Origin of the sequence: Thiothrix litoralis (genome assembly GCF_017901135.1) — a bacterium.
GTDB lineage: Bacteria > Pseudomonadota > Gammaproteobacteria > Thiotrichales > Thiotrichaceae > Thiothrix > Thiothrix litoralis.
The window spans coordinates 3,663,308-3,689,509 of record NZ_CP072801.1 but is presented as its reverse complement, the minus strand read 5'-3'; the positions used below and the strand labels follow the sequence as shown (position 1 = coordinate 3,689,509).

The 26,202-nt window shown below is 53.1% G+C and carries 24 protein-coding genes and 1 pseudogene; 9 read left to right on the top strand and 16 right to left on the bottom strand.

The features are described from left to right. Positions 1-17 precede the first annotated feature (17 nt). The 3 genes from J9253_RS17830 to J9253_RS17820 all read left to right on the top strand — a co-directional run bounded on the left by J9253_RS17830 (position 18) and on the right by J9253_RS17820 (position 2,061). Positions 18-956 (top strand): ATP-binding protein, encoded by a 939-nt coding sequence (locus J9253_RS17830; RefSeq protein ID WP_228291423.1) that lies wholly within the window; start codon positions 18-20, stop codon positions 954-956. A gap of 143 nt (positions 957-1,099) precedes the next feature. Next, positions 1,100-1,270: a hypothetical protein gene (locus tag J9253_RS17825; protein WP_210222211.1), complete on the top strand. Its 171-nt coding sequence runs from the start codon at positions 1,100-1,102 to the stop codon at positions 1,268-1,270. Between the two features lie 200 nt (positions 1,271-1,470). Continuing rightward, positions 1,471-2,061 carry a transposase gene (locus J9253_RS17820; protein ID WP_323128882.1) on the top strand — a complete coding sequence of 197 codons (591 nt, stop codon included), beginning with the start codon at positions 1,471-1,473 and terminating at the stop codon, positions 2,059-2,061. Between the two features lie 124 nt (positions 2,062-2,185). Here J9253_RS17820 and J9253_RS17815 read toward each other — a convergent pair whose 3' ends face one another. The 4 genes and pseudogenes from J9253_RS17815 to J9253_RS21375 all read right to left on the bottom strand — a co-directional run. Then, positions 2,186-2,566: an RNA-guided endonuclease InsQ/TnpB family protein gene (locus J9253_RS17815; protein ID WP_210222209.1), complete on the bottom strand. Its 381-nt coding sequence runs from the start codon at positions 2,564-2,566 to the stop codon at positions 2,186-2,188. Then, entirely contained in the window at positions 2,529-2,672 is a 144-nt protein-coding gene (locus J9253_RS21380) for a hypothetical protein (RefSeq protein ID WP_407701800.1), read from the bottom strand. Before J9253_RS21380 ends, J9253_RS17815 begins: the two co-directional genes overlap by 38 nt. A 5-nt stretch (positions 2,673-2,677) precedes the next feature. After that, positions 2,678-2,986 (bottom strand): hypothetical protein, encoded by a 309-nt coding sequence (locus J9253_RS21040; RefSeq protein ID WP_228291422.1) that lies wholly within the window; start codon positions 2,984-2,986, stop codon positions 2,678-2,680. Between the two features lie 59 nt (positions 2,987-3,045). Beyond that, a pseudogene (locus J9253_RS21375) lies at positions 3,046-3,096 on the bottom strand (hypothetical protein); the annotation flags it as partial. A gap of 171 nt (positions 3,097-3,267) precedes the next feature. Here J9253_RS21375 and J9253_RS17800 point away from each other — a divergent pair. After that, the gene (locus J9253_RS17800; RefSeq protein ID WP_210222206.1) at positions 3,268-4,086 is read left to right on the top strand and encodes a hypothetical protein; all 819 of its coding nucleotides are present in this window, start codon (positions 3,268-3,270) and stop codon (positions 4,084-4,086) included. On the opposite strand, the gene J9253_RS17795 is transcribed toward J9253_RS17800, so the two are convergent. Next, positions 4,083-5,600, bottom strand: coding sequence for a B12-binding domain-containing radical SAM protein (locus tag J9253_RS17795; RefSeq protein WP_210222205.1), 1,518 nt, complete (start codon positions 5,598-5,600; stop codon positions 4,083-4,085). The genes J9253_RS17800 and J9253_RS17795 overlap by 4 nt on opposite strands. Before the next feature lie 464 nt (positions 5,601-6,064). Between J9253_RS17795 and J9253_RS17790 the strand changes: the two genes are divergently transcribed. Both J9253_RS17790 and J9253_RS17785 read left to right on the top strand, forming a co-directional pair. Continuing rightward, positions 6,065-6,454, top strand: a complete 390-nt coding sequence (locus tag J9253_RS17790; RefSeq protein ID WP_210222204.1) for a 3D domain-containing protein — start codon at positions 6,065-6,067, stop codon at positions 6,452-6,454. A gap of 83 nt (positions 6,455-6,537) precedes the next feature. Next, positions 6,538-7,728, top strand: a complete 1,191-nt coding sequence (locus J9253_RS17785) for a BaiN/RdsA family NAD(P)/FAD-dependent oxidoreductase (protein ID WP_210222203.1) — start codon at positions 6,538-6,540, stop codon at positions 7,726-7,728. 16 nt (positions 7,729-7,744) lie between these two features. On the opposite strand, the gene J9253_RS17780 is transcribed toward J9253_RS17785, so the two are convergent. The 4 genes from J9253_RS17780 to rtcR all read right to left on the bottom strand — a co-directional run bounded on the left by J9253_RS17780 (position 7,745) and on the right by rtcR (position 13,299). Further along, complete coding sequence (locus tag J9253_RS17780) at positions 7,745-8,044, bottom strand: TusE/DsrC/DsvC family sulfur relay protein (RefSeq protein WP_028490407.1); 300 nt, start codon at positions 8,042-8,044, stop codon at positions 7,745-7,747. Between the two features lie 97 nt (positions 8,045-8,141). After that, a complete protein-coding gene (polA, locus tag J9253_RS17775) occupies positions 8,142-10,904 on the bottom strand; it encodes a DNA polymerase I (RefSeq protein WP_210222202.1) in 2,763 nt (920 codons plus the stop codon). A gap of 71 nt (positions 10,905-10,975) precedes the next feature. Then, the gene (locus tag J9253_RS17770; protein ID WP_210222201.1) at positions 10,976-11,686 is read right to left on the bottom strand and encodes a TIGR00266 family protein; all 711 of its coding nucleotides are present in this window, start codon (positions 11,684-11,686) and stop codon (positions 10,976-10,978) included. A 53-nt stretch (positions 11,687-11,739) separates the two neighbouring features. After that, positions 11,740-13,299 (bottom strand): RNA repair transcriptional activator RtcR, encoded by a 1,560-nt coding sequence (gene rtcR, locus J9253_RS17765; RefSeq protein WP_210222200.1) that lies wholly within the window; start codon positions 13,297-13,299, stop codon positions 11,740-11,742. Between the two features lie 209 nt (positions 13,300-13,508). On the opposite strand from rtcR, the gene J9253_RS17760 reads away from it, so the two are divergent. Further along, positions 13,509-14,741, top strand: coding sequence for an RtcB family protein (locus J9253_RS17760; RefSeq protein ID WP_210222199.1), 1,233 nt, complete (start codon positions 13,509-13,511; stop codon positions 14,739-14,741). 283 nt (positions 14,742-15,024) lie between these two features. Here the strand turns inward: J9253_RS17760 and J9253_RS17755 are convergent, their stop codons facing one another. The 4 genes from J9253_RS17755 to J9253_RS17740 all read right to left on the bottom strand — a co-directional run bounded on the left by J9253_RS17755 (position 15,025) and on the right by J9253_RS17740 (position 19,683). Beyond that, the gene (locus tag J9253_RS17755; RefSeq protein ID WP_210222198.1) at positions 15,025-15,747 is read right to left on the bottom strand and encodes a DUF2238 domain-containing protein; all 723 of its coding nucleotides are present in this window, start codon (positions 15,745-15,747) and stop codon (positions 15,025-15,027) included. Positions 15,748-15,749: 2 nt separating this feature from the next. Beyond that, positions 15,750-17,105: a sigma-54-dependent transcriptional regulator gene (locus J9253_RS17750; RefSeq protein ID WP_210222197.1), complete on the bottom strand. Its 1,356-nt coding sequence runs from the start codon at positions 17,103-17,105 to the stop codon at positions 15,750-15,752. Further along, on the bottom strand, positions 17,102-18,745 hold the full coding sequence (locus tag J9253_RS17745) for a sensor histidine kinase (RefSeq protein ID WP_210222196.1): 1,644 nt from the start codon (positions 18,743-18,745) through the stop codon (positions 17,102-17,104). Before J9253_RS17745 ends, J9253_RS17750 begins: the two co-directional genes overlap by 4 nt. A gap of 119 nt (positions 18,746-18,864) precedes the next feature. Then, entirely contained in the window at positions 18,865-19,683 is an 819-nt protein-coding gene (locus J9253_RS17740; RefSeq protein WP_210222195.1) for a septal ring lytic transglycosylase RlpA family protein, read from the bottom strand. 244 nt (positions 19,684-19,927) lie between these two features. Here J9253_RS17740 and J9253_RS17735 point away from each other — a divergent pair, with 244 nt between their 5' ends. After that, complete coding sequence (locus J9253_RS17735) at positions 19,928-21,457, top strand: D-alanyl-D-alanine carboxypeptidase/D-alanyl-D-alanine-endopeptidase (RefSeq protein ID WP_228291421.1); 1,530 nt, start codon at positions 19,928-19,930, stop codon at positions 21,455-21,457. 494 nt (positions 21,458-21,951) lie between these two features. Here J9253_RS17735 and rimO read toward each other — a convergent pair whose 3' ends face one another. Then, positions 21,952-23,262, bottom strand: a complete 1,311-nt coding sequence (gene rimO, locus J9253_RS17730) for a 30S ribosomal protein S12 methylthiotransferase RimO (RefSeq protein WP_210222194.1) — start codon at positions 23,260-23,262, stop codon at positions 21,952-21,954. Positions 23,263-23,750: 488 nt separating this feature from the next. Between rimO and J9253_RS17725 the strand changes: the two genes are divergently transcribed. Further along, the gene (locus J9253_RS17725) at positions 23,751-24,668 is read left to right on the top strand and encodes a phosphoribulokinase (protein ID WP_210222193.1); all 918 of its coding nucleotides are present in this window, start codon (positions 23,751-23,753) and stop codon (positions 24,666-24,668) included. A gap of 16 nt (positions 24,669-24,684) precedes the next feature. Here J9253_RS17725 and J9253_RS17720 read toward each other — a convergent pair whose 3' ends face one another. Both J9253_RS17720 and J9253_RS17715 read right to left on the bottom strand, forming a co-directional pair. Then, positions 24,685-25,101, bottom strand: coding sequence for an HIT family protein (locus tag J9253_RS17720; RefSeq protein WP_210222192.1), 417 nt, complete (start codon positions 25,099-25,101; stop codon positions 24,685-24,687). Then, positions 25,098-26,138, bottom strand: coding sequence for a CDP-6-deoxy-delta-3,4-glucoseen reductase (locus tag J9253_RS17715; protein WP_028489685.1), 1,041 nt, complete (start codon positions 26,136-26,138; stop codon positions 25,098-25,100). The genes J9253_RS17720 and J9253_RS17715 overlap by 4 nt, the downstream gene beginning before the upstream one ends. Positions 26,139-26,202 lie beyond the last annotated feature (64 nt).

Genomic DNA, 26,202 nt, shown 5'->3' with positions numbered 1-26,202 from the left:
TTTCAAGGCTTGCCCCGGTGAATGCAAGCAACTACAGTAAGCCCTTGATCAGCCAACACGCAGGAAAACCACCGATGGATCAGGAAGCTCTGAAAGTATTGACGAAAATAGCCCAGACATTGGAGAATCTGGATCACTATTTACTGGGCAAGCATCCATCACCCGCCGGTGATTTTGACCGCCATCTAGCGTTCGCGTGGCGCAAGGAAAACCACCACGGCTATTGTCAGGCCATCCCCACGCCCCGGCTAATCAACCTTGACGACCTGATGGGTATTGACGCCCAAAAAGCCGTTCTGGTGAAAAATACCGAACAGTTTTTGGCAGGCTATCCCGCCAACAATGCCCTGTTGTGGGGGGCAAAAGGCACGGGTAAATCCTCCATCATCAAAGGCTTGCTGCAACGTTACGGCGAGCGGGGTTTACGGGTCATCGACATTGACCGCAAAGACTTGGTGGATATTGCCGAGATTGCGGCAGTGCTGCGCGATAGCGACAAAAAATTCATTTTATTCTGCGACGATTTGTCGTTTGAAGCGGCTGACGTGAGTTACAAAGCGCTAAAAGTGGCACTGGATGGCGGCATGGCAGCGATTCCTGACAATATCCTGATTTATGCCACCTCCAACCGCCGCCACCTGTTACCCGAAATGATGGAAGACAACCTCAATTCACGGGTCGTCAACCGGGAAGTACATCACGCCGACGCCATTGAAGAAAAAATCTCCCTCTCCGAGCGTTTTGGCATCTGGCTATCGTTCTACCTGTTCAGCGAAGAGGATTATCTGAAAATTGTCCAGCATTGGGTTAACAGTTTCAGCATGGAGTTCACCGATGCCGTTGCACAGGATGCGATCATCTGGGCGCGGCTACGAGCATCCCGCAGCGGGCGTTCTGCCCACCAATACGCGGTTGATTTAATCGGCAAAACCAAGCTGGCTGAACACCTCTTGTAAAAATGAGGCCGTTTTTTAGAAAAAATTTTCCGTATTTCTACAAGGGTTTGTTGTAGTTGAGAATGTTCTGCACTAAATTAAGCTCAATCCCTAGTAAAATACTAGGGTATTATAAAGTCAAGCGTTCTCAAAGGAGGTTTATCATGACACAGGTCGCCAGTAAATCGGCTAGCGTTTCTACCGCTCCTCATGCCGAACAATTATTCACAAGTTACCCCGTCCAACACGTTGAACCTGCTGCGATTATGCGTTGGTTGCGGCAAGGCTGGGCAGATATTAAAGCGAACCCCTCCGCCAGTTTAAATGTGAATTAAGGGCAGACAACCAGCCATAGCGAAAGCCATTATCATACGGGAACTCTCTACTTTTCTCGGATGTTCTGGACTCTCACTATGGACTGGCAAGATCAATTGATAGCGATTTATCTGTCCCTTTGCAAGCAATATGAAGCAGACCTTTGGGTGTGTGTACAGCGCTTCTCCCCCCATGTTGAATTACAACTGACTGATAGCGTATTCAGTCCCAGGTTCCCCCGACTGATGGAAAACGGCTGGTTGACTCCTTCCCCGTTGCGCGGGCAAGACAGGGGCATCGCTTTAAAGCCCGTGTGGCAGCCGATATTGCTGACCATGGCTACTGCTCAACGAAAAAACTGTATGTTTATGGGGTGCGTGTTCATGTCATCGGGCGTAAACAAGCGGGAACGTTGCCCACGCCCGAATACATCGGTTGGTTGCCTGCCAGCGCACCGGATGGCAAGGTATTTGACCAGATCAGGCCGGTTCTAAAGCAGGAAGAAGTCTTCGGTGACAAAGCCTATCAACGCCCGGATGCTGCCGACATTGAACAATCCCAACAGCTGACTGTGCGGACACCGGTCAAAAAGAAGAAGGGACAACGCTATCTGGAAGCAGACGAACAGTGGCTGTCAACCGCTGTGTCACAAGTACGCCAGCCGATTGAATCGCTGGTTGCCTGGATTGAGAAGAAAACCGGTATTGAGTTCGCATCAAATGTACGTTCATACCAAGGGTTACTCGTTCATGTCTTTGGGCGATTGGCGGCAGCTCTGGTTTTCTGGAATCAGCTACGAAAATGCCCTTAATTCACATTATATGTCATGCATATACTGTTAAGAGCAAGGCAGGTAGTCTGGAAACAGGGAATTGCTGAGTGGATAGGTATCCATTAGTATTCATGGCTAACCGTTATATCAAATTTACCTATATCTAGCTAAAAGTAGTTATGGCGTTGAATTCCTGCTTCACGGGGGCTGGTTTCACTGTCGGTTTGCACCAAGAGCCAGCGCCTTCCCCTCCACAGGCAAACACCGTGTAACTCACGGCGTATTCTTGCAAATTCTTAGCGGCATTTACGTCACGGTCATGGACTGCACCACAAATGGGGCAAGTCCATTCGCGTACCGATAGCGGCAGTTTGTCCACTTTATGCCCACATCCGGGGACAGAACAGGTCTTGCTGGAGGCAAAAAACCGATCTGCTACCACGACCACTGCACCCCGCATTCCCGCTTTGTATTGCAATTGCCGCCGGAACTCGAAAAATCCCCTGTCACTGATGGCACGGGATAAGTGGCGGTTTTTCACCATGCCTGGATAGCCGTTGTAGGCGGGAAAGCAAGGCTTTATGCGGTTTCGCCCCGACCACTTTTTCCCCCGTTGACAGCGTTGCCAGTGCGGATACGCCCAAATCCACTCCTACTACACCTTGGTTTTCGGCGGGTGGGAGGGGGTTATGGTCTTGCGTGTCCACCGTGATGCTGGCGAACCACTCCACTGCTCAGCGGTGCGGGAAATCGTGGCGGAGAGGATTTTGCCGGAAAAGCGTAACGTTTCCCGCATCCGCACTAACCCAAGATTGGGAATGCGGATGCGGCAAGCGGCAAGGCTGAATTGGTCGTTGGTGAGGGTGAAACTGTCGCGGCTTTTGCCCTTCTTTTTGAATTGCGGATACTGGGTACGTCCAGCAAAGAAGTGCTTGAATCCGCTTCCCAGTTGAATAATTGCCATTTGCGGGGCATTTTTGAGTTGTAGGCAAACCGCGCTATACCGGCGGCTTTCGCCAAGTAGGTGGCTTGCTTATTGTTGGGGTTGAGGCAGATTTTGTGGCTGATGATCATGCATGATAGGATGCGATGCGGTGGGGTGTTTGTCTAGTGGCAAGTGTGTTCGCCGTTAGGTATCACCGATGAGCGGTAACTCATCACTTTAAAAACGATTCAACATGACAATACTTGAGTAGTTTTGGGTAGACTTTATGATAACTGTTCAAACCCCTTCAGGATAATAAGATGACCATCAAATACTTGGCACACGTGGGCTTGATAAGCTGTTGCAGTTTACTGTTGGCCTTGCCCGGCTGTGACAAGCCCAGCGAACCACCAGCGACCAACAACCGCGTGACAGTACTGGAAACGTATACCCAGGCATTAGCGACGGAAGATGATTCGGTAGACACCCGCTTTGGCAAGCTGAGCATTAGCAGCAGCAAACCTGACGCCTCACCCGACACCCTGAAGCTGGATGACAAACAAGTATTCCAACAGGAAGGCATCTACCTCTCCCTGCACCAATACATCAAACAGAATGCCCGCGATGTTGTGCTATTTGGCTCCAACTGCGGCGGCAGTGCCTGCCCACAAAACCAGTTTTACTTCTTGGTACTGGAGCCAGATAAAGCCCCCGAAGTCATTACCCATCGAGACTGTATCGCCGACCCGGATGACCTGAAATTAAGTGTAGAGGGTGAGCGCCTCATCATTGACCTCGGCTTTCAGGCAGGCAAACACAAAAGTGCCGTCCTGCAAGGCAACAAGCTCGGCATTGAGCTGGAAACTGTCCCCAAAAGCTTCGTCGGTGAAGAAAACTGCCGCTGGCTCTATGACGAAGCTTTGGGCGCGTGCAAAGATTCACAAGAAGCTGATACAAGCTGCCGTGACCCCCAAAGCAGCTTCCAAGGCTACTTAACGCGTGGGGTTGCAGCCGTCGGCGAACACCCCGGTTTTGTAGGTGAAGCCTTTGAACGGCGCTGCAAGATTGCCTGCGAAAGTGCCAAAATCGTCGACTACCCGACCTTCGCCAAGGAAGTGTGCAGTAAATCTGAACCCTAATTCAGAAAACGTAATTGCCGCTGGTTGCCGCTTTTAGTGGGCAGATAGGGGTTGCGCGAATTTTTGAGCGCCTCTGTCAAAAACGGCACCTGCCCTTTCTGCCCGGTCAGCGCATAATCTTGCAACAATGCCTCTTCCAATGCGGTGCGTTCAATCGCCAGCACCGCCTGCCCTGCCCCGTGCACCAATACAAACAAACGTGACAAAGCAATCTGGTGGGTTTGCTGCACCTCTGCGTAAACCCACTGGGTGAGCGTCCAAAAACGCGCAAACGGCGCATCCCCCAGCAGCAACGGCAAGGTATGCGCAAACCGCCCGGAATTGGCAATCAGATCCCAGTAGCGAGCAAAGCGATTCATGTGCTGCATCGTGTCAAAATCCACCCGGTCAGTGCGCAGGATGTTGTAAGGCGGCTGCGGGTTATACACCATTCCAAACGCTTCGGTGTGACGGATAATCGGCGTTCCCCGCAAACGCTTGAGAATACCCAACTGAATTTCATGCGGATTCAACGCCATCAGGCGGTCAAAACCTTCCCCAAAACTCTGCAAATCCTCTCCCGGCAGCCCAAAAATCAGGTCAGTATGCAAATGTGCCTGCGAATGCTCACGTAACCAACGGATATTGTCCGCCGCTTTAGCATTATCCTGCTTACGGCTGATCAAGGCTTGCACGGCTGGGTTGAAGGTCTGGATACCGATCTCAAACTGCAAAGCACCCGCTGGAAAGCGAGCGATCCGTTCCTTGAGCGTTTCCGGCAAATGGTCGGGAACCAGCTCGAAATGCAAAAACGTCTCCGCATCCAGCCTTTCCAGAAAGAAGTCCAAGATAGCAATGGTCGTCTGGATTTTCAGGTTAAAAGTACGGTCAACGAAACGGAACTGGCGCAAACCCCGTTCCCAGAGCTGCGCCATCTCCGCCAAGAAATGGCTTAATTCAAATGGCAAAGCGGTCTTATCGAGTGCCGACAGGCAAAATTCGCACTTGAAGGGGCAACCCCGCGAGGCTTCCACATAAATGGAACGGTTCGCCAAGTCGTCCTGCGTATACGCATTATAAGGTGACACCAGTTGCGCCAAGGGCACTTGCTCACCCGCTATCACCTTGAGCACCGGCTTCTGCCCATTCAATAACTGCCCACACAAGTGGCGGAAACTCACATCACCCGGCCCAGTAATCACATAATCAGCCCACTGAGCAATCGGTTGCTCACTGGTTTCGTAACTGACTTCGGGGCCACCCAGCACAATAACCACATCAGGAGCGAGGGATTTAAGCAACTGCACCAAGGCAGTGGTTTCGGTGATATTCCAAATGTATACACCCAGCCCAATGATGCGCGGTTGGCACGATAATAATTGCTCAGCAACATCCAGCGGACGCATCGCAATGGTAAATTCCATGATTGTCGTGCTGTCCTGCCACTCCCCCATATTGGCGAAAAGGTAGCGCAAACCCAACGAGGCATGGGTGTAGCGGGCATTCAATGTTGCAATAATAATAATGTTTTTCATAAATAAAATACTAATTTTTTCATTTAAAATTCTAATAAACTGGTTATTATTATACCAGTACTTTGTAAGCTCTTGTTTAACAAAGGCATAAATAATCATTATTGATCAATATTCGGAGCAAAAGAACTTTTTATCGTCAAAAAAATGACAAACAAGCATCTCTGTTATACACTCGGCCAACTTACAGTATGTTGTTGCTTGGATACAGTGAAGGTGATCAGTGTTGCAAAGTATCCAATAACAATTGCCCCGAAAGCGAAAGGAAATGCCCTTGCTGTTGACCATTAGTCATTGTGGTTAAAAAGTCTCCGAGTATGTATCACTTTAGTCCCTTGAAAGTCAGCCGTTTGTCGCTTTCGGCACAAATTTTTCTTCATCAGCATATTTGAATATGCTAATCTTCGCCGAACTCCTTCAATCAACTTTGTTTTTTTATTTTTGAAATCAAATATTTGGGTTAATTTATGTTTACTGTAAAACGTCTTCTAACAGTGGCTCTTCTGACCATTAGCATGGTTGGAATAGCCTCCGCTGGGCAGAAACGACCGAACAGCCTAAAGGTAACCGCTACCGCCTATAACTCGGTCTCTCAGCAGACTGATAGTACTCCAGACATCGCCGCATGGGGCGACCGCCTGAAACCAGGCATGAAAGCCATCGCCGTATCCAGAGACCTGCTCAAGCAGCACGGCCTGTCACGTGGCGACAAAATCAAAATCAAGGGTCTCGAAGGTGAATATCTTGTTTTAGATAAAATGCACTCTCGGTGGCGCAAAAAGATCGACATTTACATGGGAAAAGATCGCCGTGAAGCCAGGCGCTGGGGAAAGCGCACCGTCACCATTCACTGGTGATAAATCGTAACGATTGAAGGAATTCCTGAAGCCCACCGCTCGGTGGGCTTTTTTATTGGCCAACACCCGCTTATCATGCCCCCATGCAAAACCAAGATACTTATGATGTTGTGATTCTCGGCGCAGGCGCTGCCGGGTTAATGTGTGCCGCCGAAGCAGGCAAGCGTGGACGGCGTGTCCTGCTGTTGGATAAGGCTGACAAGATCGGCAAGAAAATCCTCATCTCCGGCGGCGGACGTTGTAATTTCACCAACCTGCATGTCACCCCGGCCGCTTACCTGTCGCAGAACCCACACTTCTGCAAATCGGCATTGGCACGTTACACCCCGCAAGACTTTCTCGACCTGATGCGCAAGCACGGTCTGAGTTGGCACGAAAAAACCCTCGGACAACTATTCTGTGACCAGAAAGCCCCTGCCATAGTCGAGATGCTGTGGACAGAATGCCGTGAAGCAGACGTACAATTACGCCTCAATACCGACTTCGACACCATCAGCCATGAAGAGGGGCAATTTACCCTGCAAACCTCACAAGGCAAGATCCAAACCCAAGCGTTGGTCATCGCCACGGGTGGCCCTTCCATTCCACGCATGGGGGCAAGTGATGTTGGCTTACGGGTCGCCAAGCAGTTTGGCCTGAAAAACATCCCGTTTTCACCCGCCTTAGTGCCCTTCACCTTCGATCAGCCGCAGTTAGAAGGCTTATTGGCTGGATTAGCCGGTGTCAGCACCCCTATCGGCGTCAGTTGCGGGGAAGGTTATTTCCGGGAAAACATGCTGTTTACCCATCGGGGCTTGAGTGGCCCAGCCATGTTGCAAATTTCGTCTTATTGGCAGCAAGGTAAAGCCGTGCAGATCGACCTACTGCCGGGGCAAGATGCGTTAAGCTGGTTACAAGCCCTGCAAAAGCAGCGTCCCAAAGCCGAATTAAAGACCGTGCTGGCTGAAGTGCTGCCCAACCGACTGGCGCAACGTCTGTGTGAAACCCTGTTCCCAAACCGCCCGCTGGGGCAATACGGCGAAAAATTGCTACAGTCGATTGCCGAGCCATTACAAGCATGGGAATTGACGCCCGCAGGCACAGAAGGAATGCGCACCGCCGAAGTGAGTCTGGGTGGCGTGGATACCCGCGAGCTATCCTCCAAAACCATGGAAGCGCGTAAAGTACCGGGGTTGTATTTTATCGGGGAAACGGTCGACGTGACCGGCTGGCTGGGTGGGTATAACTTTCAGTGGGCGTGGGCGTCGGGTTGGTGTGCGGGGCAAGTCGTTTAGCCCCGCACCCGTGCCCTTACACGCAGCCAGTGGGTTTTGGCAGGCCGCCGTATTTGGTGATTGGCTTCATTGGCCCGGTTTTCCACTGGGCGAACAGCTCTTTCTGATCCATATTGATGAATTTGGAGAACTTGCGGATCGGTGGAACAACCGCTTGGTCGTCGTAATATTCACGGGCTTTCAGGATTTGATCCCACTTAGCATCCGTCAATTCTACGCCATCGGCTTCAGCCATTGCCTTGCCGATTTCGGGTGTCCAGTCATCCATGCTCAACAGGTAGCCGTCGCCGTCACGTCCGGGAATTTCAGTACTCATGGTTTAGGTCTCCTCAAATTGCCTAGTAATTTCATCGGGTATTGTACTGACAAAGCGCCTACCGGTGTCAATATTCACTCTGGGCAAGGGGCGATCGTTAATGCGCTTCATCCCAATTATCCCCCACCCCGCTATCCACCACCAAAGGCACATCCAGCGTCACCGCCCCCGTCATCAGTGCAGTGACTTGCGCCCGCACAGTCTCCAGTTCGGCTTCCGGCACTTCAAACACCAGTTCGTCATGCACCTGCATGATCATGCGGGTTTGCAGGCCGCTGTCACGTAACCACGCAGCCACCGCAATCATGGCTTTCTTGATAATGTCGGCAGCCGTGCCCTGCATCGGCGCGTTGATAGCGGTGCGTTCCGCATATTGGCGGGTGACGGCGTTTTTGGACTGGATGTCGGGCAGGAACAGGCGGCGGCCGAACAGGGTTTCGACGTAACCCTGTGCACGCGCCTGTTCGCGAGTGTCGTCCATGTACTGCTTAACACCGGGGTAGCGGGCGAAATACAGATTGACGTAATCCTGCGCATCACGCCGATCAACCCCGAGTTGTTTGGCGAGGCCGAAAGCAGACATGCCGTAAATCAGCCCGAAATTGATCGCTTTGGCGGCGCGGCGCTGTTCGATGCTGACTTCAGCCAATGGCGTGCCAAACACTTCCGCAGCGGTAGCACGATGCACGTCCAGCCCATGCGCAAACGCATCCAACAAGCCCTTGTCGCCGGAAAGGTGCGCCATAATGCGCAATTCGATCTGCGAATAGTCCGCCGCCAGCAGTTTGTTGCCTGTGTCCGCGATGAACGCCTGACGAATACGCCGCCCCTCTTCAGTACGAATCGGGATATTCTGCAAATTCGGGTCGGAAGACGACAACCGCCCGGTCGATGCCACCGCCTGATGGTAGGAGGTATGCACCCGCCCGGTACGCGGGTTGATCTGTTCCGGCAACTTGTCGGTGTAGGTGGATTTAAGTTTCGCCAAACCGCGATGCTCAAGGATCAAGGTCGGCAGTTCATGGCCTTGCGCTGCCAGTTCTTCCAGCACATCTTCAGCGGTGGAAGGCTGCCCCTTGGGGGTTTTGCGCGGTGCGTGCAGGCCGAGTTTGGTGTAGAGGATTTCCCCCAATTGCTTGGGCGAAGCCAGATTGAATTCCTGATCAGCAGCGGCATAGGCTTGTTTCACCACCTCCTGCATCCGCGTTTCCAGTTCCTTGCTCTGTTTGGCGAGCATGGTGGCGTCGACTTTCACGCCGTTGCGTTCGATGCTGGACAGCACGCTCACCAGCGGCACTTCCACCTCCTCATACAGCTTGCACTGAGCGTCGAGGGCTTGCAGTTGCGGCCAGAAATGCTGGTGCAGTTGCAGGGTCATGTCAGCATCTTCGGCGGCGTAAGGGGTCGCCTGTTCCAGCGCAATCTGGTTAAAGGTGAGCTGGTTTTTGCCCTTGCCTGCAATGTCGATGAAACTGATCGTGGTGTGGTTGAGGTATTTTGCGCACAACGTATCCATATCGTGACGGTTAGCGGTGGAATCCAGCACGTAGGATTCGAGCATGGTGTCGTGGGCAATGCCGCGCAGTTCAATACCGTGGTTGAGCAGCACGCTGCGGTCGTATTTCAGATTCTGACCGATTTTGCGTAAGGCAGGGTCTTCCAGCAGCGGCTTGAGTTGGGCAAGGGTGGCGTCGCGGTCAAGCTGCGGTGGTGCGCCGAGGTAATCGTGCGCCAACGGCAAGTAAGCCGCTTCACCCGCACTGATGGCGAAGGAGACACCGACGATTTGCGCCTCCATGTAATCGAGGCTGGTGGTTTCGGTGTCGAAGGCGAATTCGGCGGCGGCTTGCAGGCGTTGGAGCCACGTGTCGAGGTCGGCTTGGGTGAGGATAGTTTGGTAAGAAACGCCTTCGGCGGAAGAAACCCCCTCTAACTCCCCCTTATCAGGGGGAGAACCGGAAGCGCCACCTTCTTGCTCCTCCCCTGATAAGGGGAGGTTGGGAGGGGTTTCTTTCCCCAACCCCGCCAAGCGCGTCCGAAATTCATAACGCTCATACAACGCGTGCAGCTTGTCCACATCTGGCGGCGTAAACGTCAGCGCTTCCGGCGAACAGTCCAGCGCCACGTCGCATTTGATCGTCACCAGTTCGTAGGAAAGCGGTAAATGCGCGAGTGCTTCGCGCAGGTATTCGCCGACTTTGCCTTTGAATTCGTCGGCGTGTGCCATGATGTTTTCCAGCGAGCCGTATTCAGCCAGCCACTTCACCGCTGTTTTGGGGCCGACCTTGTTGACGCCGGGCACGTTATCCACGGTGTCGCCGATCAGGGTGAGGTAATCGCGGATGCGTTCCGGGGCAACGCCAAACTTTTCCACCACGCCCGCCGGGTCGGAATACAGGCCGCTCATGGTGTTGATCAGGTGGACACGTGCGTCGACCAGTTGCGCCATGTCCTTGTCGCCGGTGGAAATGATCACTTTGCCAGCGTATTCCTGCGCCAGTGTGCCGATCACATCGTCGGCTTCCACGTCGGGGATAATCAGCAGCGGGTAGCCTTGCGCCTTGATAATGTCCAGCAAGGGTTCGATCTGACCACGCAAGTCATCCGGCATCGGCGGGCGATTCGCCTTGTAGTCGGGGAACATGTCGTCGCGGAAGGTCTTGCCCGGCGCATCGAAAATCACCGCCATGTGTTCGGGGTCGTAATCCTTACGCAACTTGTCGAGCATATTGAGCACGCCGTGCATGGCGCCGGTGGGTTCGCCGTGCGAATTGGTCAGCGGCGGCAGCGCATGAAAAGCGCGGAACAGGTAGGAAGAACCGTCGACGAGGACAAGTGGCTTGGAGGTGTGATTAGGCATGGGGCAAGGCCAAACTGTGTAAAAGCCTGAGTATAGCGTTTTCTGCCCCCTGCCCCAATGAAACTACCGTATCACGCCGTCATCCCTTTGCTCACCAACTTGGCGAAGGCCGCAGGGTTACGCGAACACACAAACACCTTACCGCGCCCGCTGAAACGTAACACGATACCTTCACCGCTGGTGGCGCTGTTGACGAGATTACCTAACATGCCGCCCAACCCGCTGCCTGAACTGCTGGTCGTTACCGACAACTCATAACGCAAGGTACTGTCCCAACACACCACATGGGAATTGTCGATAATAAGGTCTTTGTCCGGCTCCACATCCAGCGAGAACATCGAACCAAAACCCGATACCACCACTTGACCCTTTCCGGCAGTTTCCATCACGAAAAAGCCGCCAGATTGCGCGAACAAGGCATTGCCCAGACTTTGGGTACGCACTTTCATTTCCGTGCCGGAAGTGGCTGCGACAAACGCGCCATCGTTGAGCAAATACTGGGTGCTCCCCACCTCGATCACTTCCATGCCGCCCGGTAAAGCCGGGGATAACAGGCAATCACCGTCACCCCGCACCGCCTCGATATGTTGCTGGAACAAAGACTCACCGTTGGTAAAACGCCGCATCAAGGCGCTACCCAGCCCCCCGGTCATACGCCCTTTCAGCTCCAGATTGGCCTCCATCATCACCATTGCGCCCGATTCGCAATAAATCTTGTCGCCTTGCTGCATGGAAACGTGCAAAAAGGGATCAACTTCCCCGGTAATGGTAAACACTGTCATTTTTAAATCCTCGCTTGAATCTGGCTTGGAAAGATACCACGCACATTCTATACCTACGCCAAATCAGCGAAACTCAACCCGAACTTTTGCAGGTAAACCCGCAAGCGGTGCGAATCATTGCTGCTGGCGCGTTGGGTGCGGCTGATGTTAAACAGGGTGCGCCCCGCTTCCGCCAGACTTTTGCTGGCACGGCATACCCGCAGCACTTCCGCCAATTGCACCCGGTCGAAATGGTCGATGCCTTCCAGCACCTCGTCCGCCGGTGGCATTTCCTGTTGGAAACTACCCCAGTCGTAACGCAGGCGCTGGATTTCCCCGGTCACACCTTCTTCGGTAATGCGCCCGCCATTCGCCAGCGTCGCCATGCGGGTAATGCTGGAATTGAGGTCGCGGAAATTCGCCCGCCAAGTCGCTCGTGGTGAATGCGCAAACGCCAAGTATTGTTCCCGCGCCGCTTTGTTGAAGCTGACTTTGTGCCCGACCTTGCGGGTGAATTGCTGGAGTTCGTATTCGATATTGGCTTCCAGATCTTCGAGGCGGTGTTGGAGGCCGGGCAATTCATACGTCCACAGGTTGATCCGCGCCAGCAGGTCTTCGCGGAATTTGCCGTCGCGCACCCGCTGGAACAGGTCACGGTTGGTTCCGGCAATGAGCTGGAAATCGCTGCTGGTTTCGCGGTCGCTGCCGAAGGGGGTGAATACTTTGTCTTCGATGGCGCGTAACAGCATGGCCTGTTCATCCAGCCCCAATTCGCCGATTTCATCCAGAAACAGCAAGCCTTTGTCGGCTTCGCGTAGCAGGCCGGTGCGGGCGGTCAGTGCGCCGGTAAAAGCGCCTTTCACATGCCCGAACAGGGCTGACATGGCGTTGTCGCCGCGCAAGGTGGCGCAATTCACTTCCACCAATTTGCCACTGACCTGCCCGCGCTGCTTTTTCAGCTCGAAAATGCGTTTGGCGAGGCGTGATTTGCCCGCACCTGTGGGGCCTGTGAGTAAGATCGGCGCAGAGGAGCGGATCGACACTTGTTCGAGCTGTGCAATCAAGCTGTTGAAGGCGGCGTTGCGGGTTTCGATGCCGCTTTTCAGGTAGGCGATGCCTTCTTGTGCTTCGCGGGCAAAGCGGCTGGCAATCTGGTCGTAGCGCGACAGGTCGAGGTCGATGACTTGCAGCTTGCCTTGCACGCCCTCTTCACTCGGTGAGGTTTGCAACAGCTTGCCGGGAATGTAGTTCGCTTCGGTGAGCAGGAACAGGCAGATTTGCGCGACGTGCGTGCCGGTGGTGATGTGCACGTAGTAGTTGTTTTGTTCCGGGTCGAAACGCTGCTGGCGGGTGAATGCGTGAAGCTGGCTGTAAACTTCGCCGAAATCCCACGGGTTGGCGTAGTCGACCACGTAGGCCGTCAGGCGTATGTTGGGCAAAAGTTCGCGCATATCACGCAGCGTAAGACCCGCTAACTCAGCCTCATCGGCGTGGTGGATCAGCACGAACTCGTCCACCGGAAATGCGGGATGCATGAGGATGCCGATGGAAGGCCGCCAGCGTGAATGGCGGCGTTTGCCTAAGCCTTGGTGGTCAAGGCGCGAGCCGAGGATGCCGATGACAATATTATTCATTTGGATATTTCTTTATTTTTTTGGATAGATTTACAGTTTAGCAAAACATCACGGCCAAATCAGAATAATTCGTTTTTTTCAAATTTTACAATTACTTAATGAAAAAATTCTTATCTTGGCATAGCTATTGCTTTAATCAGCCGAAGAGGGCGTATGCAATACGCCCTCTCCAAAACCCAAACAACGAGAAATGCAACAAGGAAAACACGATGACCACTACCGGCAACTATGAAGTCCTCCACGAAGCAGGCCACGCCCCCGTTAAATCGTGGACAAAAGGCGTACCCTTCGATGCCAATGCCAAACAGCAAGTGCTGAACATGGCAAAGATGCCCTTCATCCACCAATGGATTGCGGTGATGCCCGACGTGCATCTGGGAAAGGGCGCGACCATCGGCAGCGTGATCCCGACCCTTGGCGCGGTGATTCCGGCGGCGGTCGGTGTGGATTTGGGTTGCGGGATGATGGCGGCAAAAACCACTTTGAAAGCCAGCGATTTGCCCGATTCACTGGAGGCGATGCGCAGCCAGATCGAACGCCGTGTGCCGCACGGGCGCGGTGAAAACTTGCGCGGTCAACGTGACCCCGGAAGCTGGGGTGATGCGCCCGATGATGTGCTGAATAAATGGCTGACTTTGAGCGACGGTTTCCAACGTTTGTGCGAAAAGCACCCGTTCCTGAAAAATACCAATAACCTGAGCCACTTGGGAACGCTGGGAACCGGCAACCATTTCATCGAGGTGTGTCTGGACGAAACCCAGAGCGTGTGGGTGATGCTGCATAGCGGTTCACGCGGGGTCGGTAACAAGATCGGTACGCACTTCATCGCGCAGGCAAAAAGGGATATGGAACGCTATTTCATTAACCTGCCGGACAAGGATTTGGCTTACATCCCCGAAGGTAGCGAGCATTTCCGCGATTACGTCGAAGCGGTGGCGTGGGCGCAGGATTTCGCGCAAGCCAACCGCGAAGTGATGATGGCGCGTACCCTGCAAGCAATCCGCGAGGTGTTGCCTAAACCGTTTTCTGCCGATGTTGAAGCGGTGAATTGCCACCACAACTACATCCGCAAGGAACACCATTACGGGCAGGATGTGTGGGTAACACGCAAAGGCGCGGTGAGTGCGCGGGCGGGCGAAATGGGCATCATCCCCGGCAGCATGGGGGCGAAGTCTTACATCGTGCGCGGCTTGGGTAACGCCGAAAGCTTTTGCAGTTGCAGCCACGGCGCGGGGCGCGTGATGTCACGCACTGAAGCGAAACGCCGCGTGTCGCTGGATGAGCATAAACGCGCCGTCGCTGGGGTGGAGTGCCGGACTGATGCCAGCGTGATCGACGAAACACCGTCGGCTTACAAGCCGATTGAAAAGGTGATGGAAGCGCAGAGTGATTTGGTGGAGATTATGCATACGTTGAAGCAGGTGCTGTGTGTGAAGGGGTGAGGAATGCTATAATTGAGCATAACTTCACTACCCACAGCACCCACTAATGGCAGATATTACAGCAACCAGCGAACCCCGTATGATCAGGAAGGTGGTGCGTGTCACCACCAACCAGGATCAACCATCCGACTACCAATATTGGGTTTCGCGACCTATCGCTGAACGTCTGGATGCTGTTGAAATGCTTCGTCAATCCTACCTGAGCTTCCGTACCGATGTTCCAACGCGACTTCAAAGAGTTTATCGAGTTACATCACCATTGTTCCTACCACAACAGGAATAATCAGCCACGGTCAGCCTCCGCCAACATCCGCCGAATCTCATCCTCCCCCAGCGGCTCGGCATGTTTGACGCGCAGGCTTTCGTTCCACTCGCGGGCGAAATCGCGTTGCAGCCACCCATTCATACCTGCTGTTATCAGCATCGCCAGCAGCGCCCCCAAACTTGCCAGCCCCATATCCTTGTGTGCATCCCACACATCACCTTGCGTACCGAGGTAAGCCATGCCCAATTCGCCGCCAAACACTTCCGCCACCGCCCATTCCACCAGTTCATACAGCATCGAGGTCGACATGGTTAAATCCAGCGGCAGGAAATAGCTCCAAAAGCCTTTCACATCAGCCACGCGGATAAACATTTCCCGCACCGGATACGCCAGCAACAGGCCATACAAAAAATGCACCAGCCGGTCAAAATGGTTACGCTCAAACCCCAACGCCCCGTTCAAGGAATAGCCAAACACACTCTGCCACCACAGGTCATACGGCACTTCGGCATAGGTATAGTGCGTGCCAAGCTCATGCAGGAACAGGAAAATAAAGATCAAGGCATAGGAAAGGCGTGACAAGGTGAACGACTTGCGAGTGCTGAACAGCAAGATCACCGCCGCCAGCGACAGCACATTTTCCAGCAGCCAATCGTGGCGGTAGAGCGGCGCAATCCCCAACGCCACCGCCCACACCAGAAACAAACCCAATAACAGCAAGAACCAAGTGCGGTGTGTCATCGTTACTCCCGGAATTGTTCGCGATCCAGCCCGTACTTTTTCAGCTTGTCGGTCAGCGTTTTGCGCGGCAAGTCCAGCGCTTCCATCACGGCACGGGTATTGCCCTGATGGTGGTTAAGCGCTTGCACCAGCAGGGTTTTCTCAAAACAGGCCACTTGTTCGGTGAGTGACAAGCCTTCGAGTTTGTCACCCGCATTCATCAGCACCGCCAAGTCGAAATTGTAAGCTTCGCCCAGCAGCACATAACGTTCGGCAATATTGCGCAATTCACGGATATTGCCCGGCCAGTCGTGCCCCATCAACACATGCAGCGCCTGACTGTTGAGTGGCGGCACTTCGGTTTCACAGCGAGCGGCGGCAATCAACACAAAATGCTGGAACAGCAGCGGAATGTCTTCACGCCGCGCCCGCAACGGCGGGATTTCCAGCGTCACCACGTTCAAGCGGTAATACAAATCCTGCCGGAATTCCGCGCGTTCTGCCGCCCCTTTCAAATCGACCTTGGTGGCGGCAATTACGCGAATATCAAGCGGAATCAGCTTATTAGAACCCAGCCGTTCAATCTTGCGCTCCTGCAATACCCGCAGCAGCGGCGCTTGGGTCAGCAGCGGCATTCCTTCAATTTCATCCAGAAACAGCGTGCCGCCATTGGCGTGTTCAAACTTGCCGATTCGCTTGCCTTGCGCCCCGGTGAAAGCCCCCGCCTCGTGCCCAAACAATTCGCTGTCGAGCAAACTGGCGGGAATCGCCGCGCAATTGATTGCCACGTAATTGTGATCACGGCGCAGGCTTTGCTCGTGGATGGAACGCGCCACCAGTTCCTTGCCCGTGCCGGTTTCCCCCATGACCAACACATCCGCGTTAACGTTGGCAATGCGGGTAATCATTTTGCGCAAGTTCATGATCGAGGGCGTTTGCCCAATAATACGCGGGCCGGGGCGGGTCTGGTTTTCCAGTGCCTCTTTCAGGGCGCGGTTTTCCAGCGTCAGGCGGCGTTTTTCACCGGCGCGTTTCACCACTTCCACCAATTGGGTGCTGGAAAATGGCTTTTCCAGCAGGTCATAGCCGCCCTTGCGGATGGCGGCTACGGCGGTGGCGACATCGGCGTGCCCACTGATCAAAATAACCGGCAAATCACGGTCAATTTTCAAGACACGCTGAAGGAATTCCAAACCATCCATCTCCGGCATTCGGATATCGGAAATAATCACACCCTCGAATTCCAGCGTGATTTTGTGCAAAGCCTCGGCAGCACTGCTAAAGGTTTCGACCTCATAACCCGCCAGCATCAGCGATTGCGCGGTGGAATCACGCACGGCTTTTTCGTCATCGACCAGAATAATGTTGGGCGCGATCATGCTTGACCTCCGTCAGCGGCCTGTTGCAGGGTTAGGGTGAAAACCGCGCCACCTTGCGGGGCGTTCGTCACACTCAAATGACCATTCATGTCGCGGGCGAGTCGGTAGGAAATCGACAAGCCCAGCCCTAAACCTTTACCAATGGTTTTGGTGGTAAAGAAGGCTTCAAATACATGCGGCATGGCATCTTCGCTAATCCCCGCGCCATTGTCACGTACACTGACGCAGACTTGCCCATCTGCCGTTTGCACCAGAATCCAGAGGCGCTGTTCATCCTGTTCCAGCACCGCTTCGGCGGCATTGCTCAACAGGTTGACCAGAATCTGTTCCAACCACACCAGATCGGCCTGCACGTAACGGGTCTGCTCGGCACGGTATTGTTCCAGCACAATTCGGCTTTGCGCGAGTTTCGGCTGAACAATGCTGAGGGCGGAATCCAGCGCCCGGTGCAAATCGCAAGTTTCAATCTGCCCGGCACTTTTGCGCGAAAAGGTTTTGAGTTGGCGGGTAATCGCGGCCATGCGTTCGGTCAAGCCAACGATTTCCACCAGATTGCTGCGGGCAATGTCCGGCTTGCCAATGTCGAGGAATTGCGTGGCATTGTCGGCGTAAGCACGAATCGCGGTCAGCGGGTTATTGATTTCGTGGTTGATCCCGGCGGAAAGCTGCCCCAGTGCTGCCATTTTCGCGGCTTGTACCAATTCTTCCTGAGTGCGGTGCAATTCACGGGTACGTTCGACCACTTTGGCTTCAAGTTCTTCACGGGCTTGTTGCTCGTAGTCACGGCGTTGGCGCTGGTTTTTCCACAAAACATACAGCAGCAACAGGGTGAGCAGCAGCATAAAAGCTGTTAACAGCACCGTTATCAGCACACTACGGGTGACGCTACTCCAATCAGTAAGGACATAGACATCCCAGTCAATAAAAGCCATCGCCCGCTTGTGCACCAACGATTGCTGCTGCTCAACAGGTACTTGTTGCCACTCGGTCGCCGGGCTAAGCGGCCATTGTCCCGGCAATGCTTCAATCACTTGCTGGTCATAACGCTGGTTTTGGTACAGGGCGGTTTGCTTTGCTTCAGACAAGGGGCGCAAGGAATGCAAGCGCCACGCGGGTTGGCTGGACATAAATACTACGCCATCGCGATCCGTCACCATGAAATCAGCGTTTTCCTGCTTCCATTGTTCTTCTTGGGTATTGATGTCGACTTTCACCACCATCACCCCCAATGGCTTGCCAGCGGCATCATTCACCGCATGGGCGAAATAGTAACCGCGTTTTTTGGAAGTCGTCCCCAATGCGTAGTAGCGCCCCAACTGCCCTTGCATAGCTTGCTTGAAGTATTGGCGAAACGCGAAGTTCTTGCCCACAAATGACGCGCCTGTATGCCAGTTACTGGCGGCAAGGGTAGTACCGTCCCGACGCATCAGGTAAATGTTGGCGGTCGCCGCGATACGGTTAGCGGTTTCCAAGGTTCGGTTAAGAGCCGACAAAGCGGCAGGATCAGGGCTAGGGGAGCTTAACACGGGGCGCAGATCAAGGGTTTTCGCTAATAATTCAGGCAGGTAACGGTGTTTTTCCAATTCAGCCGTTAACTGCCCGACCAACTGTTGTGATAGCGCGAAGGTTTCTTCGCGCAAACGTTGTTCGGCACTTTGCCGTACTGCGTAGTAAACTGTCAGTAGCGTTAACCCGACAAACAGCGTAACTAAGACAAAGGCTACCCCACGGTTATGTGAAAGTAGCCTTCGGTGATGGTTTATTGCAATACCTCAACCTTCACTTTGGCTGTACCGGTTGCCATCATGCCGATCTTTTTTGCGGCCGCTTTCGACAGGTCGACGACTCGACTACTCCGTTTGCTGAAACCACCTCGGTCATTGACTTTAACGTCTACGGCTTTGTTGTTGCGCAGGTTGGTCACGCGAATGCGACAACCAAACGGTAAGCTACCGTGGGCACAGGTCAGGTTATCCTGATCAAAGCGCTCGCCGCTAGCCGTTTTCTTTCCATCAAAGTTATCGCTGTAATAAGAGGCCGTCCCCACTTGGTGAGCCTTGCCAGATTCGGGAATCTGATCGGAGGAGGCGGTAGATGCTTTTACAGGATCTACGGCAGGTTTCAGGTACTTGGGCGGTTGTTGAGGTTTAGCCACATCGCCTGAAAACGAAGCTGGCATCACATAATAAGCCTGTTTAGGTTTTTGGGATGACTTCCAAACCAACGAGGATGAGTGCTTCGTCGGCTGGTAACTAACCCGCTTCAGCGCAGGCTTGCGAGGCTTTTTACTAACAACCTTGCTTTTGCTAACCTTGGTCGTCTTGGCTACCGTTGTCTTGGTAACTTTGCCAGCCTTGTTAGCCGTTTTGGGGCGTTTTACTACTGCCTTAGGCTTGCGGGGTTTTTTGCTGACTTTCTTGCTCGCCTTCTTGTGTTCTGTCACTTTACTGGAGGATTTTTTTTCCTTCGCAGCAACGGACGTTGGCAAACTGAATGTGACTGCAAGAGCCAACGCCGTCATGCCAATTCCAACCCGGCGCGACCAACCTGACAGTCCGGTTTGTTGTACTATTTTCATTGTTTTAGACATCCTCCAACGATAGTTTGAGTCGTTGCCAAGAATAACACGCTGTCAAGCATTGTAAAACCCTATAAAAAATAGCCATGTCAAGTTATTTTGTAAGAAAAACTGAATTTTCTGGGTAAGTTAAGTTTCTATTTATGCACGTCATGAAAGACTTATACGATAACTGGGCTTACAATAATCACTTTTTATCTAACCTGTTGGCAAACGGGGCGCTAAACTCATTAGGTACGGCAATATGAAAAACGGGAAATCCATGCGAATTTTGCACCTTGGCACATTATTAGTGCTCTCGATTTCGATGGCGGCGTGTAGCTCACAGAACGTCCAGCCAGACACTGCACTAGCCAGCACTAACACACACTCTCAACCAGAGCTATTTGGGGAAGCCGAATCACCAGCGCCAGCGCGTAATACCCAACCGCAAGCCTACCGCCAAGAGCCACGTCAGGTCGCTCAGGTTAGCCGGGTAGCCAGCGCACCGGCGGCACGCATTCAGCCAGCCCGCCTCAGCTCTGCGGGTGGCGACAAAACTTACCGTGGTTCCGGCAAACTCAACCGCTTGCCTGATAATATTGCCAGCAGCCTACGCCTGCGCGGATTGCCAGAACAAAACCTCGGCGCGTATGTCCGCCCGGTCAGCGGTGGCCAACCACTGCTGGTAGCCTATGCCGACACACCGCGTAACCCGGCTTCCACCATGAAACTGGTCACCACGTATACCGCACTGGGTGTGCTGGGGCCGAACTACCGCTGGCCTACCGAAATTTACACGGCAGGCAACCAGATGGGCGACACCTTGCAAGGTGATGTCATCATCAAAGGTTACGGCAACCCCAACTTCGGTGAACAGGACTTCCGCCAACTGCTGCAAGCCCTGCGGGCGCGGGGTATCCGCAATATCAACGGCAACTTCGTGGTCGACAAAAGCTACTTCAATGTCCCCTATCAGGCGGCGATTGACGGCAATGCGAATGCAGATTACAACGCCCAACCAGAAGCACTGCTCTATAACGAACGCGGCAGTTGTTACGAAATGCGCAACAAAGCCGGTCAAGTTCAACGCATGTGCCCCATCAAGCCACGTAATGGCAGCGACCTAAATGCCAACCTGTTCGCCGATTTCTGGCGCATCTGGGTCGGTGAAATGAGCGGCAGCATGAATGGTGGCTTACAAGTGCAATCCCTACCCGGTGGGGCGCAACTCGTCAATACCCAGTATTCAGCGCCACTGCGTGACATCATTGTTGAAATCAACAAGGAAAGTAACAACGTCAAAGCGCGTCAATTACTGCTGTCCGCAGGTGCCAAGCAATTCGGCGCACCGGGAACCACCCAGAAAGGTGCTGGCGCGGTCGGGCAATGGCTGGAAAGCCGTGGCCTGCGCTTTTCCAACCTGAAAATCGAGAATGGTTCTGGCCTCAGCCGGATAGAACGTATTTCAACCCGTGAAATGGGCGAAATGCTGGTTGACGCTTACAACAGCCCTTACCGTGATGATCTGATGCGCTCGATGGCGGTGCTCGGCACTGATGGTACGGTGAAAAATCGTCTGAAAAACCTCGCAGGGCGCGGCAAGTTCAAAACCGGCACCTTGCGTAATGTGCGGGCATTGGCAGGCTATTTGACTGCCGCCAACGGGCAAACCTACGTGGTTGCCTTGCTGCACAATGATGCCAATATCCGCGCTACCGCCAAGGAAGCGCATGATGACCTAGTAGAATGGGTGTACTACGGCGCTCAGAACAATGTTGCCAGCGCACAATAAACAGGCTAGCTGCTGAGAAAATAAAAAACCCGCCTCGGCGGGTTTTTTAGTTTGTCTTAAATATGAATGTTGTGCTCATAGAATCATTACGATACCAAAAGACACAAACAACACCCAACCCAACATACCCATGACTTCTTGGATAGGGATTTGCAAAATAGTCATTTGATAAAAAATAACAATGAGCAGCACGGGTAGCGCATCATGCAAGTTCTCCACGATAGAACCACATAATTTGTTGAATATCTTAATCATCTTTATCAGCCCTTGTATCGGTGCCTTATCAAATAGCCATTAATTGAATTGATTCATGTGTATTATACACAGCACTATAGCACTGCGACAATGATCACTTACTGAACAAATCGGTAACTATTTAAGATCAGCCATCCTTGGATCGTTCTATTTTTAGTCAACTCTCACCCCCGAGAGTTCACTCGCAGAGCAAATAAATAGAACAATCTGGGCAAACTAAATTATCTTATTGATAATGATTAAATTTTCCCCCATAGGTCATGCTCATCAGCGTGAGTAATGCGCACTTGGGCAAATTCCCCTACCGGCAATTCTACCCCTTCAATGATTACCTCGCCGTCAATCTCAGGGGCATCGCGGTGAGTACGCCCAATGCTTTGCCCATCCCCGGACTCATCCACCAGCACGGTCATGGTTTTACCGATCAGGCGGCTGAGCTTGGCGGCACTGATGTCAGCCTGTACTTCCATGAAACGTTCTAGCCGCTCCTCTTTGACTTCCTCAGGGACAGCGCCGTCGATAGCATTGGCGGGTGCGCCATCCACTGCTGAGTACGTGAAGGCGCCCACTCGGTCAAGTTGCGCTTCCTGCAAAAAGTCCAGCAGCATCTCAAAGTCGTCCTCGGTTTCACCGGGGAAACCCACAATGAAGGTACTGCGCACCGCGATATCCGGGCAGGTTTCACGCCAATTCTTCAAGCGATCCAAGACTTTCTCTGCATGAGCCGGGCGACGCATGGCTTTCAGCACCGAAGGGCTGGCGTGCTGGAAAGGAATATCCAGATACGGCAAAATTTTGCCTTCCGCCATCAACGGAATCAGGTTATCAACGTGCGGGTAAGGGTAAACATAATGCAGACGCACCCATACACCCATGTCGCCCAAGGCTTCCGCCAACTGCTGGGAATGGGTTTTGATCGGGCGGCCTTGCCAGAAACCAGTACGGTATTTCACGTCAATACCATAAGCACTGGTGTCTTGCGAAATCACCAGCAATTCTCTGACACCGGCATTCACCAGATTTTCAGCTTCCTGCAACACATCACCGATCGGACGCGACACCAGATCACCCCGCAATGACGGGATAATGCAGAAGGAACAACGGTGGTTACAACCTTCCGAAATCTTCAGGTAAGCGTAATGGCGCGGCGTCAGGCGCACACCCTGTGGCGGGATCAGGTGCATATACGGGTCATGCAGCGGCGGCAGATGCGCGTGTACCGATTGCATGACCGCTTCATAAGCATGGGGGCCACTGACCGCCAGCACGTTAGGGTAAGCATCCAGCACCTTGTCGGCGTTTGCCCCCAGACAGCCAGTGACGATCACCTTGCCATTTTCATGCAAAGCTTCGCCAATCGCATCCAGCGACTCTTCCACCGCCGAATCAATGAAACCGCAGGTATTTACCACCACCAGATCGGCATCATCGTAACTACCGCTGATTTCATAACCTTCGGCACGCAATTGGGTAAGGATACGTTCGGAATCCACCAATGCTTTGGGACAACCGAGACTAACGAAACCGACACGGGGCTGAGCTTGCTTCATAACTAATAGGGGCTAAGTAATTGGAAAGGCGGTAATGATAGCGGATCCCCACGTATTATGCTTCTAGTGTGGGAAAAATCTCTGTCACACTACATCTTGTGTCAAGGCTTTTTACGGAAAATTTTTAGAGTTATGCACATCCTGTCCAACAAACAGAAAAAATTGATCTTAAACAAAACAATACTGGCGCAAAACACTAGGAAAATTACAAGACAATGATTTATAAGTCTTTTTTTATTGTTGTTTTTTTGCACAATGTGGCAAGAATCCTTATAAAACAAGCCCTGTAGACCCCTTCAAACAAAACTTTCCACATAGTTATCCACAGGTTCTGGGGATAACCTGCCTAAGCTCATGATTAAGCTAATATTAAGATTGAGTGACAATGGCCTTGGGGTATCCCTATCGAAAGGCATATACAGGCAAGCCGCCCATTTAGTTAGAATGTTGGTCGATTGCGCATTCACATTCTAGAGAGGAGAATTCCAATGTCCCAAAAACACCCAGTTATCGCTGTAACAGGTTCCTCAGGTGCTGGCACCACTTTCGTCAAACGCGCGTTTGAGCACATTTTCTTCCGTGAAAAAATCACGGCAGCGGTGGTGGAAGGCGATAGCTTCCACAGCGTTACCCGTGCTGAATTCAAGCAGCGCTCCGCAGTAGAAAGTAATTTCAGCCACTTTGGCCCACACGCCAACGACTTCCACTCACTGGAAGCCCTGTTCAAAAGCTACGGCGAAACCGGCAGCGGCAAAAAGCGTTACTACTTGCACAACGATGCTGAAGCCGCGCATCACGTCAAGCGATTGGCGGATTTGGGTGTGGCTTGCAATGCGAGTTCTGGCGAATTCACTCCGTGGGAAGATACCGAACCCAAGACTGACATCCTGTTCTACGAAGGGCTGCATGGCTTGGTAAAAGATGCTAGCGCCGACAAGAAATACGGCGGCTACGACGTGGCTAAATACGTGGATCTGGGGATTGGGGTTGTACCCAGCGTGAATCTGGAATGGATCCAGAAGATTTCCCGTGACCACGCCGAGCGCGGCTATTCACCGGAAGCGACCGTTGACACCATCATGCGTCGGATGCCGGATTACATTAACCACATCACCCCGCAATTCTCGCGCACCCACATCAACTTCCAGCGTGTGCCGACCGTGGATACTTCCAACCCGTTCATTGCGCGTGATATTCCATCACCGGATGAAAGTTTCGTGATCATCCGTTTCGCTGACCCGAAACGTTTTAATGTGGACTTCCCATTCCTATTGTCCATGGTTCACGACTCCTTCATGTCACGCCGTAACAGCATCGTCGTGCCGGGTGGCAAAATGGTACTGGCCATGGAACTGATCCTGAACCCGATCATCCATGACATGATTGAAGCGAAGCATAAAGCGTAAGCTCATCCCCTCGGCGTTACAGTTGCGAGCGCATCGCCTCGCAACGTAACGCTGCGGCTCCAGCAGCATAAGGTTCTGGAACAAACTTCCCCCATACCGGTGCAGGCCAAGCCGCATCACGCTGAAAGCGAGCAATGTGGTGCAAGTGCAATTGCGGCACCATATTCCCCAACGCCGCTAGATTCAGCTTGTCAGGCTGGAATAATGCCATCAAAGCACGGTTAACCTGATCCGACTCTGCCCACAACTGCTGGCGTTCTGCTGGCGTCAATTCATGGATTTCACGAATACCCGCACGGCGTGGCACGAGGATGAACCACGGGTAACGCGACTCATCCATCAACAATACCCGGCACAGCGGCAAATCCGTCACCAAATGGGTATCTTGTGCCAATTGCGGGTGCAAGCTAAAACCCGCTTCGTGTTCACTCATGGCTGTGTTTCCTGCATGGCTTTGAGGGTATCAGGGCTAAACTCAAACGAATCGTAAAACAGTTGTGCTTCTGGCAGGCCATGCGCCAAAAATGCGGTTTTGGCAGCATTCACCATCGGCGGTGGGCCACTCAGGTACACATCATGGCCGGATAACGCCGGGAAATCAGCCGCCACGGCCTCATGCACCCAACCAGTACGCCCTAGCCACTGATCTTCCGGCTGCGGTTCGGACAGCACTGGCACATAAGTCAGGTGCGGGTGGCGAGAAACCCAACTGCGTATGACGTTATCCATGTACAAATCCGCCTTGGCACGCACGCCCCAATACAGATGCACCGGCTTTTCCAAACCTTGCGCCATCATCTGCTCCAGCATCCCCTTGAGTGGCGCAAACCCCGTACCGCCCCCCATCAGGATCAACGGACGTTCTGATTCGCGCAGGTAGAAACTGCCCAATGGCCCCTCAATCCGCAACAACGCCTTTTCCTTCATCTCATTGAACACATGATTGGTGAAATACCCACCTGGCACATGACGGATATGCAATTCCAGAAACTGGTCGTTAAACGGCGCATTCGCCAACGAAAAGCCCCGGCGTTTGCCATCTTTCAACAAAATGTCGATGTATTGCCCCGCCAAAAAGCGCAAACGTTCCGACGCAGGCAATTTCAGGGTCAGTTCCATCACATCATCCGCCAGCTTGCGCAGCTTTTCGACCCGCACCGGCAACGCCTTGATTTCAATATCCGGTTCTGTGCCCACACGCGGGGAATCAATTTCCAGATCGCTCAACGCCCCCGCCATGCACAGAAAGGCTTTACCGCGCTCCTCATCGTAAGGCGCCAGCCCTTGCGGCTCACCAAACGGGTAATGCACCTGACCACTCAGCACCGTTGCGGCACACGAACCGCACACCCCGCCCCGGCAGCCATATGGCAAAGCCACGCCTTGGCGCAAACCCGCCTCCAGCACCGTTTCATTCGCCTCTGCCAAAAAAGTATGCCCGGAGGGCTGCACCGTTACCTTGAAAGTCATCGCATTATCCATTGAAGAATCAAATTGCCTGATTTTAACCTGCTGGTGCAGCTTGTGCTATTCT